The organism is Acidovorax sp. BL-A-41-H1, from assembly GCF_051942715.1.
The window spans coordinates 89005-102620 of record NZ_JBPVJQ010000013.1; the positions used below are offsets into that span (position 1 = coordinate 89005).

The window sequence follows — 13616 nt, forward strand, 5'->3', positions numbered from 1 at the left end:
GGCCGCAGGAGAAAACATGACGATTGCCGACATCAAGAAAACCGCAGAGACCAAGATGGACCAGTCCATCACGGCCTTCAAGAACAACCTGCAGAAGATCCGTACGGGCCGCGCCAACCCAGCACTGCTCGACACGGTGCAGGTGGAGTATTACGGCTCCCTGGTGCCCCTCTCCCAGGTGGCCAATGTGGCTCTCATCGATTCGCGCACTATCAGCGTGCAGCCCTGGGAAAAGGGCATGGGCGCCAAGATCGAAAAGGCCATCCGCGAGAGCGACCTGGGTCTGAACCCGGCCTCCATGGGCGACCTGATCCGCGTGCCCATGCCCCCCATGAGCGAAGAGCGCCGCAAGGAAATGACCAAGCTCGCGCGCAACGAGGGCGAGAGCGCCAAGATTGCCGTGCGCAACCTGCGCCGCGACGCGAACGAATCCGTCAAGAAGCTGGTCAAGGACAAGCTGGCATCCGAAGACGACCAGAAGCGCGCCGAAACCGACGTGCAGAAGTTCACCGACAAGCACATCGCCGAAATCGATGCGCTGGTGGCCGCCAAAGAGCAGGAAATCATGGCGGTTTAAGCCCCCAGGGCTTGATCGTTCCCATGTCTGTTTCTCCGGTGGTGCCACACCACATTGCCATCGTCATGGATGGCAACGGCCGCTGGGCCAAGCGCCGCCTTCTGCCGCGCCTGGCGGGCCACAAGCAAGGGGTTGACTCGCTGCGCCGCTGTGTGCGCGCCTGCGCTGAGCGCGGCGTGGGCGTGTTGACCGTTTTTGCGTTCTCTTCAGAGAACTGGAATCGCCCTGCCGACGAGGTGTCGGGCCTCATGGAACTGCTCGCGCTGGCGCTGGGCCGTGAAGTGCCGCAGCTCAAGAAAGACGGCGTGCGTCTGTACTTTGTGGGTGAGCGTGCGGGTCTCTCGCAGAAAGTCCGCGAGGGGCTGGCGCAGGCAGAAGCCGCCACGGCCGAAAACACGCGCCTGGTGCTCAATGTGTGTTTCAACTACGGCGGTCGCTGGGACATTGCCCAGGCGGCAGCGTCACTGGCGGCGCGCGGCGAGCCCATCACCGAGGCCAGCCTGCACGGGGCGATGGGCATGTCCCATGTGCCCGACCCGGACCTGGTGATCCGCACCGGCGGCGAAATGCGGATCAGCAACTTCCTGCTGTGGCAATCTGCGTACGCCGAGTTTGTGTTCAGTGACCGGCTGTGGCCGGACTTCGATGAGTCGGCGCTGGACGAGGCGATTGCCGCCTTCGGCAGCCGCGAGCGCCGTTTTGGCAAAACTTCCGAACAGATCCTGTCCGCGCATCCCGATCCGATGCCGGGCTGAGAACCCCAGCAGGTTCTTCTGAAAGGCCCCATGCTCAAACAGCGTGTCATCACCGCCCTTGTCCTGCTGGCCATCCTGCTGCCAGCACTTTTTTATCCCTCCACCGTACCCTTTGCTGTGGTGGTGCTGGTGCTCATGGCCGCTGGTGCGTGGGAGTGGGGCCGCCTGAGCGGGCTGGGCCAGGCAGGCTCAGTGGCTGTGGGGGCTGTCTGCACGGCATTGTGCGCGGGGTCCTGGGCGCTGGGCTGGGTGGATCGCCCGCTGACGGCGCTGTGGGTCGCAGGGGGCGGGCTCTGGGTGCTGGCGGCTGCATGGCTGCTCCAGGCCGGCGTGCCGGGCTGGCCCCGCATTCCAGCCGGTGTGCGCCTTGTTGCCGGGGTGCTGGCCCTGTGGCTCGCCTGGCTGGCGGTGGTGCAGGCGCGCAACGTCGGGATCAACTTTTTGCTGTCGGTGCTGCTGCTGGTGTGGGTGGCCGACATCTTTGCCTACTTTGCGGGTCGTGCGTTTGGCCTGCGCTTCACCAAGGGCAAGCTGGCCCCCTCCATCAGCCCGGGCAAAAGCTGGGAAGGCGTGTGGGGCGGGCTGGCGGGTGTGGTGGTCATGGCCTTCGCCTGGGTGGCAGCCGACGCTCACTGGCAGGCCCTGGTGCCCAGCTTCTACAGCCGCATGGCGCAGCAGGGCTGGTGGCTGCTGGTGGTTGCGGCCTTGTTCATGGTGGCCATGAGCGTGTCCGGCGACCTGGTGGAATCGCTCATCAAGCGCAGCGCCGGGGTCAAGGACAGCAGTGGCCTGCTGCCAGGGCACGGTGGTGTTCTCGACCGCGTGGACGCCCTGTTGCCAACCTTGCCCCTGGCCATGATGCTCACGCGCCTCACGACCCCATGATGAAACAAAAAATCACCGTCCTCGGCTCTACCGGCTCCATCGGCACCAGCACCCTCGATGTGGTGGCGCGCCACCCGGATCGTTTTGAGGTGTTTGCACTGAGTGCGGCCACCCAAGTGGATGTGCTGCTGGCCCAGTGCGCGCAGTTCCGGCCTCGTTATGCGGTGATGGCCAGTGCGCCCCATGCGCAGCTGTTGGCTGAAAAAATCAAGGAAAACAGCCTGCCTACGCGCGTCCTGTTTGAGGTTGATGCTATTGAAAATATAGCATTACATCCTGATGTGGATGCCGTCATGGCCGCCATCGTCGGGGCTGCCGGTCTGGCGCCTTGTCTGGCTGCGGCCCGTGCGGGCAAGCGATTGTTGCTGGCCAACAAGGAGGCGCTGGTGGTGGGCGGTGGCTTGTTCATGCAGACGGTGCGCCAGGGCGGCGCCACGCTGCTGCCCATCGACAGCGAGCATTCCGCCATCTTCCAGTGCCTGCCCGAGGATCCGTCCACCTGGCCCGACCGGGTGGACAGTATTTTGCTCACGGCATCCGGCGGGCCTTTCCGCCAGCGTGACCCTGCGACCCTGGCCGAGATCACTCCGGCCCAGGCCTGCGCACACCCCAACTTTTCGATGGGCCGCAAGATCTCGGTCGATTCGGCGACCATGATGAACAAGGCGCTGGAGGTGATCGAGGCGCGGTGGCTGTTTGACCTGCACCCGGACCAGATCAAGGTGGTGATCCATCCGCAGCAGATCATCCATTCGATGGTGCAGTTCAAGGACGCATCCATCCTCGCGCAGCTGGGCACGCCGGACATGCGCGTGCCCATCGCCTGTGGCCTGGCCTGGCCTGAGCGCATTGCCAGCGGTGCCAGCAGGCTGGATTTCTCGACGCTGAGCGCGCTGGCGTTCGAAGAGGCCGACGCCATCCGTTTCCCGGGCCTGCATCTTTCGTGGCAGGCGCTGAAGGCGGCCGAGGGCACGACCGCCGTGCTGAACGCCGCCAATGAAGTGGCCGTGGGGGCATTTTTGTCCGGGCGCCTGCGGTTTGATCACATTCATGCGGTCAACCTTGCAACTTTGGAGGCCGTGATGCCCTCCAAGCCGGATTCGCTCGAAGCCCTGCTGGATCTGGACACCCAGGCCCGCAGCGCTGCAGAGCATGCCGCAGGCCGATTGGCGGCCTGAGCCCTCCCGACCCACGGAACCATTTCGCCATGCTGCTGACCCTTGTTGCTTTTGTCGTGGCCCTCGGTCTTCTGATTGCGGTACATGAGTACGGCCACTATCGGGTGGCTGTGGCCTGTGGGGTGAAGGTGTTGCGCTTCTCCGTGGGTTTTGGCCACCCCCTGCTGCGCTGGCAACCCAAGGGGTCTCCCACGGAGTTTGTGGTTGGTGCTTTTCCGCTCGGCGGCTATGTGCGCATGCTGGACGAGCGCGAGGCGCCTGTGCCGCCCGAAGAGCGCCACCTGGCGTTCAACACCCAGCCTTTGCGCTCGCGGGCAGCCATTGTGGCGGCCGGCCCCCTGGCCAACTTGTTGCTGGCGGTGCTGCTGTATTCCATTGTGAACTGGAATGGCGTGGAAGAGCCCCGCGCCGTGCTGGCGAGTCCCGTGGCCGGATCGGTCGCGCACAAAGCGGGCTTGCGGGGGGGCGAACTGGTGGAACGTGCGGCGCTGGGCGCCGACGAGATGGAGCCCGTCCGCTCGTTCGAGGATCTGCGTTGGCTGCTCACGCGTGGCGCGCTGGAAGGGCAGACGGTGCGTCTGGATGTGAAGCCGCAGGCGGGCGCCGCGCACCGAGAGATTCTGCTGGACATGTCGGGCATCGACAGCCGCGAAGCCGATGCGCAGTTGTTCCGCAAGATCGGGATTCTGGGGCCGTGGACGCGCCCGGTCCTGGGCGAGGTCATGCCCGATGGCGCAGCGGCCCGCGCCGGCTTGCGCGAGGGTGATTTGGTGCTCAAGCTGGGGGCCGCCGACGTGGTGGATGGCCAGCAGTTGCGCGAGTTGATCCGCCAGTCGCTGCGCGGGAATGAGCCCCTGTCGCAGGCCTGGCGCATTGACCGCGCGGGGCAGTTGCTCACACTGGATGTGTTGCCCGAAGCCAAGCAGGAGCAGGGCGCCACGGTGGGGCGCATTGGTGCTTTTGTGGGCGCCCCCCCCGAGTTTGTGACCGTGGATTACGGCCTGTTCGAGGGCGTCTGGGCTGGGATGGTCAAGACCTGGGATGTGTCGGTGCTGACCTTGCGCATGATGGGGCGCATGGTGATCGGCGAGGCATCTCTCAAGAATCTGAGCGGCCCCTTGACGATTGCAGACTACGCCGGGCGTTCGGCCAGCATGGGGTTGACCCAGTACCTCGTGTTTCTTGCCCTCATCAGCGTGAGTCTGGGCGTGCTCAACCTGCTGCCGCTGCCTGTCTTGGACGGTGGGCACCTGATGTATTATCTTTGGGAGGGTGTCACGGGCAGGGGAGTGTCGGACGCATGGATGGAGCGTCTGCAGCGTGGAGGCGTTGCGGTCTTGCTTCTCATGATGTCCATAGCCCTGTTCAACGATATCACCCGGCTCTTTGGCTAACCTTTTGCCGCGATTGCCCTGCAATGGCGGCTCCAGCTTCATTCATGAAAAAACACATCAATCGCCTGGGCGTGCGTACCGCATCGGCCGTTGCCGCCATGGTTTTTGCCGCCAATGCGGCATGGGCTCTGGAGCCTTTCAAGGTGCAGGATATCCGTGTGGAGGGCCTGCAGCGTGTAGAGCCCGGCACCGTGTTTGCCTCCATGCCCCTGCGGGTGGGTGATGACTACAACGACGAGAAGGGCGCTGCTGCCATTCGCGCGTTGTTTGGCCTGGGCCTGTTCAAGGACGTGCGCCTGGAGGCCAGCGGCAACGTGCTGGTGGTGGTAGTCGAAGAGCGCCCCTCCATCGCGGATGTGGACTTTGCGGGCGCCCGCGAGTTCGACAAGGACGCCTTGAAGAAGGCCATGCGTGATGTGGGCCTCGCGGAAGGTCGTCCTTATGACAAGGCCTTGACCGATCGGGCCGAGCAGGAACTCAAGCGCCAGTACATCAACAAGAGCCTGTACGGTGCCGAGGTGGTGACCACCGTGACGCCCATCGAGCGCAACCGTGTGAACCTGACCTTCACGGTTGTGGAGGGGGAGCCCGCACGCATCAAGGAAGTGCGCATCGTAGGCAACAAGGCCTTCAGCGAATCCACCCTCAAGGGGCTGTTCGACCAGGACACGGGCGGCTGGCTCAGCTGGTACACCAAGTCCGACCGCTACTCCCGCGCCAAGCTCAATGCTGACCTGGAGACGCTGCGCTCGTACTACCTGCAGCGCGGCTACCTGGAGTTCCGCGTGGATTCCACGCAGGTGGCGATTTCGCCAGACAAGCAGGACATCTCCATCATCGTCAACGTCACCGAGGGCGAACGGTTTGTGGTGTCGGGGGTGAAGCTGGAGGGCAACTACCTCGACCGTGAGGATGAGTTCAAGTCCCTGGTGACGATCCGCCCCGGCGAGCCCTACAACGCCGACCAGGTGACCGAGACCACCAAGGCATTCTCCGAGTACTTTGCGCGATTCGGTTTTGCATTTGCCCGGGTCGAGGCCGTGCCGGAAATCGACCGCGAAAACAACCGCGCTGTGCTGGTTCTGCAGGCCGAGCCATCGCGCCGCGCCTATGTGCGCCGCATCAACGTGAGCGGCAACAACCGCACGCGGGACGAAGTGATCCGCCGCGAGTTCCGCCAGTACGAAGCTTCATGGTACGACGGCGACAAGATTCGCCTGTCGCGCGACCGCGTGGACCGCCTGGGCTTCTTCACAGAAGTCAATGTCGAGACCCAGGAGGTGCCGGGCGCGCCCGACCAGGTGGATCTGGTGATCAACGTGGCCGAGAAACCCACGGGTTCGCTGCAGATGGGGGTCGGATTCTCCAGTGCTGAAAAGGCCTCGCTTTCGTTTGGTATCAAGCAGGAGAACATCTTCGGCTCCGGCAACTACCTGGGGATCGATGTCAACACCAGCAAATACCGCCGTACGCTGGTGTTCAGCACCACCAATCCCTACTTCACGGCCGACGGCATCTCGCGCACGCTGGACGTGTACTACCGCACCGACAAACCCTATGAGGACCAGGGCGGCAACTACCAGCTGGTCACGACCGGGACTTCGGTGCGTTTTGGGGTACCGTTCAGTGAAACCGATACCGTGTTCTTTGGCGGTGGTCTGGAGCAGACCCAGATCAAGCCCGGAACCAACATTCCCGCGACCTACCTGTACTACGCCGACAAGTTTGGCTACACCAGCACCTCCATTCCCTTGACGGTGGGTTGGTCGCGCGACGATCGGGACAGTGCCCTGGCTCCCAACTCAGGCCGTTACCAGCGCCTGAATTCCGAGTGGTCCGTGGCCGGCGATGCGCGTTATGTGCGTGCGAACTACCAGTACCAGCAGTACATACCGCTCAACAAGCGCTTCACGGTGGCTTTCAATGGTGAGGCGGGCATTGGCAAGGGCATGAACGGCCGCCCCTTCCCTGTGTTCAAGAACTTCTATTCGGGTGGCCTGGGTTCCGTGCGTGGCTTCGACCAGGGTACGCTCGGCCCGCGCGACGTGACAGGGGCCTCTCTGGGCGGGCCCAAGAAGGTGACCCTGAATGCAGAGCTGATTGCTCCTTTCCCCGGGGCAGGGAACGACCGGACCTTGCGTGTGTTCACTTTTGTGGACGTGGGGAACGTGTACGGAGAGCATGAAAAAGTCACTTTCAGCGACATGCGTGCCTCCGTGGGCCTGGGGCTGAGCTGGATTTCCCCGCTCGGTCCGCTGCGTTTGGCGTTTGCGCAGCCGGTGCGCAAGTTCGCTGGCGATAAAATCCAAAAATTGCAATTCCAGATCGGAACGTCTTTCTAATGAAATCCTTTTCTCGCCATCTCTCTGTGGCCCTGCTGCTTGGCGTTGTTGCCGTCGCAGCCCCTGCGCAGGCGCAGGAATTCAAAGCCGGTTTTGTCAATACCGATCGCATCTTCCGTGAAGCCAGCACCGCCAAGGCTGCGCAGGCCAAGCTGGAGCAGGAGTTCTCCCGCCGCGAGAAAGAACTGGTGGACCTGGGCAACACCCTGAAAACCGCCACCGACAAGTTTGAACGCGAAGCCCCCACCATGGCCGAGAGCCAGCGCACCACGCGCCAACGCCAGCTTGTGGACCAGGACCGCGACTTCCAGCGCAAGCGCCGTGAGTTCCAGGAGGACCTGAGCGCCCGCAAGAACGAAGAGCTGTCCCAGGTGCTGGAGCGCGCCAACAAGGTCGTCAAGCAAGTGGCAGAGGCTGAAAAGTACGACGTGATCCTGCAAGAGGCCGTCTACATCAATCCCAAGCATGACATCACCGACAAGGTGATCAAGGCGTTGAATGCCGCTGCTGGCGCCAAGTAATCAGCCACAGCGCTGGGCAGGTGGCGCGTGAGCGGCTTGCTGCTCGGGCACATTGTGGATGTGCTCGGTGGTTCGCTGGAGGGGGGGGCGCGTGACACCGCCATTGCCCGCATCGCGCCACTGGAGGTTGCAGGCCCCGGGGACCTCAGTTTCCTGAGCAACCCCCGCTACCAACAGCAACTGGCCGCCTCCCGGGCGGCCTGTGTCATTGTGGCGCCTGCCTTGCGCGAGGCCGCTCTGGCGCGTGGCGCCTGCATCGTGGCAGACAACCCCTATGTCTACTTTGCGCGTGCCACCCAGCTGTGGCGGCAGCGCAATGCGCCCGCACGGCCCGCTGGCGTGCATCCCAGTGCCGTGGTGGACCCCACGGCCCAGGTGCACCCCACAGCCACCATCGGCCCGCTGTGTGTGGTCGAGCGCGGTGCGCGCGTGGGAGCCGACACCGTGCTCAAGTCGCGGGTCACCGTGGGTGAGGATTGCCATATCGGCGCGCGCTGCATCGTGCACTCCGGTGTGGTGATCGGTGCCGACGGTTTTGGTTTTGCGCCTGAAAACGGGCAATGGGTCAAGATCGAGCAACTGGGTGCAGTCCGCATCGGCGACGATGTGGAAATCGGCGCCAATACCTGCATCGACCGGGGCGCGCTGCAAGACACCGTGATTGAAGACGGCGTCAAGCTCGACAACCTGATCCAGGTGGGTCACAACGTACGCATCGGCAAGCATGCCGCGATGGCTGGGTGCGTGGGCATTGCGGGCAGCGCCACCATTGGTGCACATTGCACGGTGGGCGGCGGCGCGATTGTGCTGGGGCACCTGGAACTGGCCGACAACGTGCATATCTCGGCGGCGACGGTCGTTACCCGGTCACTGACCCAGCCTGGCCAGTACACGGGCATGTTTCCCATCGACGACAATGCGCGGTGGGAAAAGAACGCTGCGACACTCAAACAACTGCACAGCCTGCGCGAGCGCATCAAGGCGCTGGAGCAGGCCCTCAAAGCAGCATGAACGGAAGAACAACTCGATGATGGATATCCACGCAATTCTCAAGCAACTGCCGCACCGCTACCCCTTTCTGCTGGTGGACAAGGTGATTGAGCTTGAGAGCAACACCCGCATCAAGGCGATCAAGAACGTCACCTTCAACGAGCCGTACTTTGGTGGGCATTTCCCGGGACGCCCCGTGATGCCCGGCGTGCTGATCCTCGAAGCCCTGGCGCAAGCCGCCGGGCTGCTGGCTTTTGATGCCATGGGCAAGGTGCCCGACGAAAACAACATCTACTACTTTGTCGGCATCGATGGCGCGCGCTTCAAGCGTCCCGTGGAGCCGGGCGACCAACTGGTCCTGACCATCACCATTGACCGCGTGCGCGGCGGTATCTGGAAGTTCAAGGGTGTGGCGAGTGTGGGCGATGAGGTGGCCTGCGAGGCCGAACTCATGTGCACCATGCGCAGCGTGGGCTGACCGACTCTGGCCATTGGATCGTGAGCAACATTCATCCCACTGCCATTGTTGAGGCGGGTGCCCGCATCGACCCTTCCGTCACGGTGGGGCCCTATGCGGTGATTGGTTCGCAGGTTGTGATCGGTGCAGGCAGTTCCGTGGGGTCTCACTGCGTGATCCAGGGCCGCACCACTATCGGCCAGGACAACCGGATCTTCCAGTTTGCATCCCTGGGGGCCGAGCCGCAGGACAAAAAGTACAAGGGCGAAGACACCGAGCTGGTCATCGGCGACCGCAACACGGTACGCGAGTTCTGTACCTTCAACCGGGGTGTTCCGGGGGCGGGCGGCAAGACCAGCATCGGCGACGACAACTGGATCATGGCCTACACCCACATCGCACACGACTGCCATGTGGGCAACCACACGACCATGGCCAACAACACCACGCTGGCCGGCCATGTGCTGATTGGCGACTGGGTCACGGTGGGCGGGCTCACCGGTATCCACCAGTTTGTGAAGATCGGTGCGCACGCCATGATCGGGTTCTCCAGCGCTGTGTCGCAGGACGTGCCGCCTTTCATGATGGTCGATGGCAACCCGTTGTCCGTACGGGGGCTCAACCTGGAAGGCTTGCGCCGCCGAGGGTTCTCGGCCGCACGCGTGGCGGGCATCAAGCAGATGCACCGCGCGTTGTACCGCCAAGGGCTGACACTGGACGCCGCGCGCGCCGCCATGGCCGAGTTGCCCGCCGCCCATCCGGAGGCGGCTGCCGATGTCGCGCTGGTGCTGGCGTTCCTGGATGCGTCCACGCGCGGCATCGCGCGCTGAGGGGCTGCGATGAGTGTTTCCCCCCGCATCGCCATGGTGGCGGGCGAGACGTCGGGCGACTTGCTCGCCGGTCTTTTGATCGACGGCATGCAGGCCCATTGGCCGGGGTTGCAATCCTGCGGCATCGGCGGCCCGCAGATGGCACGCCGGGGCTTTAGTGCCTGGTGGCCCAGCGACAAATTGGCCGTGCATGGTTACAGCATGGAAGTGCTGCGCCGCCTGCGCGAGCTGCTGGGCATCCGCAAGCAACTGCGCGAGCGCCTGCTCAAGGACCGCCCCGACGTGTTCATCGGCGTGGACGCGCCCGATTTCAACCTGGGGCTGGAGGCCGACCTGCGGGCCGCTGGCGTCAAGACGGTGCACTTCGTATGCCCGTCGATCTGGGCCTGGCGCGCCGAGCGGGTGGAGAAAATCCGCCGCAGTGCCGACCATGTGCTGTGCATTTTCCCGTTCGAGCCGGAGTTGCTTGCGCAGCATGGCATTGCCGCCACCTACGTGGGCCATCCGCTGGCCGGGGTGATCCCCATGGTGCCTGACCGCGCAGCAGCCAGGGCGCAGTTGGGCCTTCAGGACCGCGACGAAGTCCTGGCCATTCTTCCCGGCAGCCGGTCTTCAGAAATCCAGTACATCGCCCGCCCATTTTTTGAGGCGGCTGCGCTTGTCCGCCAGGCGCGACCAGCCATCAAATTGATAGTTCCTGCTGTCCCGGCGTTGCGCGGCCGCATCGAGCAGGCGGCCCAGGCCTGTGGCCTGGGGGATGCCGTGCAGATCATCACCGGACAGTCCCACACGGTGCTCGCGGCCTGTGACGCCACGCTGATTGCCAGTGGCACCGCCACGCTCGAAGCCGCGCTGTTCAAGCGCCCCATGGTGATTGGCTACCACATGCACCCGCTGAGCTGGTGGCTGATGCGCCGCAAGCAGCTGCAACCCTGGGTGGGCTTGCCCAACATTCTGTGCCGCGAGTTTGTGGTGCCAGAGCTGATCCAGGATGCCGCCACACCGCAGGCGCTCTGCACGGCCACGCTGGAATGGCTGGATGCCCGGCACAACAACCCCGCAAAAATCACGGCGCTGGAGCAGCGCTTTGCAGCGTTGCACCAAAGCCTGCAACGCAATACCCCCCAATTGGCTGCCGATGCGATCCAGAAAATCCTCTCCCCCGCTGCCTGAGCAGGCCTGCCTGCCCTGGCATCCACCCGGCTTGGCGGCTGGCGTGGACGAGGCGGGCCGGGGCCCTCTGGCCGGGCCCGTGGTGGCTGCTGCCGTCATCCTCGATGACCTGCATCCGATTGCAGGCCTGGTCGACTCCAAGAAGCTCACCCCGGCGCGGCGTGAAAAGCTCTATGACGAGATTCGTGCCAAGGCGCTGTGTTTCTGTATTGCCGAGGCCAGCGTGGAAGAGATCGACCGCCTCAATATCCTGCAGGCCACGATGCTGGCCATGCGCCGGGCCGTGATGGGGCTGCGCCTCAAGCCGGTGATGGTGCTGGTGGATGGCAACCGGCTGCCCGTGCTCGATGTGCCGGCCGAGGCCATCGTCAAGGGCGATGCGCTGGTGCCCTCCATCTCGGCGGCGTCCATTCTGGCCAAGGTGCATCGCGACCGCTGGTGCGTGCAGGTGCACGAAGAATTTCCCCAATACGGTTTTGCTGGGCACAAGGGCTACGGCACGGCTGTGCACATGGCCGCCCTGCGCGAGCATGGCGCTTGTGTGCACCACCGGCGTTCGTTCGCCCCGGTGGCCCAGAACCTGCCGACCTGATCGGGCTGCACGAGACTACCGATGACCTCTTCGTCTGTGATTGCCATCCACTCCCGCGACAACGCCTTCGTCAAGGACCTGCGCCGCCTGGCCCAGGACACCACGGCCTACCGCAAGCAAGGCCGCGTGTGGCTGGAGGGGGACCATCTCTGCCGAGCGGCGCTGGCACGCGGACTGCGCGCGTCGGTCGCGGTCTTTTCTGAGTCTTTTTGGCCTTCTGCGCGCGTTGAGTATGCCCAAGGTGCTATCAAAACAATAGTGTTGGCCGATGCGCTGTTTGCCGATATCAGCGGGCTGGAATCTCCGGCGCGCATGGGGTTCATCCTGGACCTGCCGGCCCCAGCTGCCCTGCGAGCCGATGCTGCGACCGTGGTGCTGGACCGGGTGCAGGATGCGGGCAACGTGGGCTCCATCCTGCGCAGTGCCTCGGCGTTCGGGTTTCGGCAGGTAGTAGCCTTCAAGGGCAGTGCTGCGCTGTGGTCGCCCAAGGTCTTGCGTGCCGGGATGGGCGCGCATTTTGCGCTGGACCTGATCGAAGGGGTGGGGCTGGAGGATGTCCAGGCGCTCCAGGTGCCCTTGGTGGTGACCAGTTCGCACGCGGGCGACTATCTGCACCGCGCTGCCTTGCCCTGGCCCTGCGCTTGGGTCATGGGGCATGAGGGCCAGGGTGTTTCTGCCGCTCTGGAGGAGCGGGCCGCCTTGCGCATCCGCATTGCCCAGCCCGGGGGCGAGGAATCGCTGAATGTGGCCGCCGCCGCAGCCATCTGCCTGCACGCCAGCGGCGCGGGCCGCTGAACTCCGGCAAGCGCAGGCACCGCCCCAATTCAGCGCGCATGTGCCAATCCCATGGGCGGGGCGGGCCTCTGGCACAGGCCCCCGTGAGTCCCTCGTGCGTGCGGCTTATTGGTTGCGCATAAACTGGCGGACAAATTCCTCCTGGTTGGGGGCGTCCTTCTCGGTGCTGAACACCACCTGCTGGTTTTCCACCCGGATCTTGAGCCGGGGGCCGAAGTGGCACTGCACCTGGCCCAGGCCTGCTGCCGTTGGTTTGAACTGTGGGGTGTTGCGGCATAGGCTGTCGATCTCCGAGGCCACCACACCGCAAAAACTGGGGATGCTGAGGCTCTGCAGCTTTTCGTCATCGATGCTGGCCCAGTCCACCGTGGTCTTTACGGGAGTGCCACAAGATGCGCTGGCGTCCAGGTCCATCTTGGCGAGTTCTGCCTGGGCGCCTGCCAGCCGCTTGTTGCGGTCGAAGCGGGCCAGTTTCTCCTGTGTGCCCTGTTTGAGTTGGCGCTCGTAGCTGGCTTGCAGGTCGGCCAGCTTGAACGCCTTGCTCTTGTCGTCGCTGAAGGCCAGGGCGACGCCATCCCGTTTGCCCGGCAGGTACACCACATAGTGGTCTCCGCCACGGTAGGTGTGGCTTTGTTTGTGCAGCAAGCCGTAGCTGCGGCCATCGATGCGGGTGGTGTAGACCTCGCGTGCGGAGCCCTGGGGTTCTCGATTGCTCAGGAACACCACCTGGTCGATGGGGTCATTGATGCCACTCACGCGCACGAGCGCCTGCTTGCCGTCGGCGGTGGGTGCCAGCACCACTTCCACCCCCTGCGGGGCCACAAACACCTGGGGATATTTGGCCAGTTCGATGGCGTGGGATGCCATGGCGGCAAGGCTGCCGACAAAGGCCAATGTCAGAGAGCGGGGGAGGAGGGGGTGCATGGGGACATATCCTTGGGTGGTTGCAGATCAGCGGCGCAGTCTAGGTGGGGCAGCGTGGCCCGTAACACCGGAAGCGTTTGCTTACGTAACAAGGTTATGCAAGACGTGCATTTGATGTGAAGTGCCGGGGCAAGGGTATAATCGGGAGCTTTTCTCGCAACAGCGTCGCCCGACCGCACCCAAAGCAACAACCCATCTGAGAG

The 13616-nt window shown here is 64.0% G+C and carries 14 protein-coding genes; 13 read left to right on the forward strand and 1 reads right to left on the reverse strand.

The window, feature by feature from the left end:
* The first annotated feature begins 16 nt into the window (after positions 1-16).
* The 13 genes from frr to ACTPOI_RS25510 are packed head-to-tail and all read left to right on the forward strand — an operon-like array spanning position 17 to position 12489.
* Positions 17-577 (forward strand): ribosome recycling factor, encoded by a 561-nt coding sequence (gene frr / locus ACTPOI_RS25450; RefSeq protein WP_094287828.1) that lies wholly within the window; start codon positions 17-19, stop codon positions 575-577.
* A 23-nt stretch (positions 578-600) separates the two neighbouring features.
* Positions 601-1332: a polyprenyl diphosphate synthase gene (gene uppS, locus ACTPOI_RS25455; RefSeq protein WP_440114323.1), complete on the forward strand. Its 732-nt coding sequence runs from the start codon at positions 601-603 to the stop codon at positions 1330-1332.
* A gap of 30 nt (positions 1333-1362) precedes the next feature.
* Positions 1363-2217: a phosphatidate cytidylyltransferase gene (locus ACTPOI_RS25460; protein ID WP_440114326.1), complete on the forward strand. Its 855-nt coding sequence runs from the start codon at positions 1363-1365 to the stop codon at positions 2215-2217.
* Entirely contained in the window at positions 2217-3395 is a 1179-nt protein-coding gene (ispC, locus tag ACTPOI_RS25465; protein WP_094287834.1) for a 1-deoxy-D-xylulose-5-phosphate reductoisomerase, read from the forward strand. The genes ACTPOI_RS25460 and ispC overlap by 1 nt, the downstream gene beginning before the upstream one ends.
* A 29-nt stretch (positions 3396-3424) precedes the next feature.
* Entirely contained in the window at positions 3425-4789 is a 1365-nt protein-coding gene (gene rseP / locus ACTPOI_RS25470) for an RIP metalloprotease RseP (RefSeq protein ID WP_094287836.1), read from the forward strand.
* A gap of 44 nt (positions 4790-4833) precedes the next feature.
* Entirely contained in the window at positions 4834-7131 is a 2298-nt protein-coding gene (gene bamA, locus ACTPOI_RS25475; protein ID WP_094287838.1) for an outer membrane protein assembly factor BamA, read from the forward strand.
* On the forward strand, positions 7131-7652 hold the full coding sequence (locus ACTPOI_RS25480) for an OmpH family outer membrane protein (RefSeq protein WP_063459514.1): 522 nt from the start codon (positions 7131-7133) through the stop codon (positions 7650-7652). Before bamA ends, ACTPOI_RS25480 begins: the two co-directional genes overlap by 1 nt.
* 27 nt (positions 7653-7679) lie before the next feature.
* A complete protein-coding gene (gene lpxD / locus ACTPOI_RS25485) occupies positions 7680-8663 on the forward strand; it encodes a UDP-3-O-(3-hydroxymyristoyl)glucosamine N-acyltransferase (RefSeq protein ID WP_240515611.1) in 984 nt (327 codons plus the stop codon).
* Positions 8664-8679: 16 nt separating this feature from the next.
* Positions 8680-9120, forward strand: a complete 441-nt coding sequence (gene fabZ, locus ACTPOI_RS25490) for a 3-hydroxyacyl-ACP dehydratase FabZ (RefSeq protein ID WP_094287840.1) — start codon at positions 8680-8682, stop codon at positions 9118-9120.
* A 20-nt stretch (positions 9121-9140) separates the two neighbouring features.
* The gene (lpxA, locus tag ACTPOI_RS25495) at positions 9141-9929 is read left to right on the forward strand and encodes an acyl-ACP--UDP-N-acetylglucosamine O-acyltransferase (RefSeq protein WP_094288124.1); all 789 of its coding nucleotides are present in this window, start codon (positions 9141-9143) and stop codon (positions 9927-9929) included.
* A 9-nt stretch (positions 9930-9938) separates the two neighbouring features.
* Entirely contained in the window at positions 9939-11102 is a 1164-nt protein-coding gene (gene lpxB / locus ACTPOI_RS25500) for a lipid-A-disaccharide synthase (protein WP_440114333.1), read from the forward strand.
* Positions 11068-11694 carry a ribonuclease HII gene (gene rnhB, locus ACTPOI_RS25505; RefSeq protein ID WP_440114336.1) on the forward strand — a complete coding sequence of 209 codons (627 nt, stop codon included), beginning with the start codon at positions 11068-11070 and terminating at the stop codon, positions 11692-11694. Before lpxB ends, rnhB begins: the two co-directional genes overlap by 35 nt.
* A gap of 21 nt (positions 11695-11715) precedes the next feature.
* Positions 11716-12489, forward strand: a complete 774-nt coding sequence (locus ACTPOI_RS25510; RefSeq protein WP_440114339.1) for a TrmH family RNA methyltransferase — start codon at positions 11716-11718, stop codon at positions 12487-12489.
* Between the two features lie 105 nt (positions 12490-12594).
* Here the strand turns inward: ACTPOI_RS25510 and ACTPOI_RS25515 are convergent, their stop codons facing one another.
* On the reverse strand, positions 12595-13413 hold the full coding sequence (locus tag ACTPOI_RS25515) for a hypothetical protein (RefSeq protein ID WP_440114342.1): 819 nt from the start codon (positions 13411-13413) through the stop codon (positions 12595-12597).
* Positions 13414-13616: the final 203 nt, after the last annotated feature.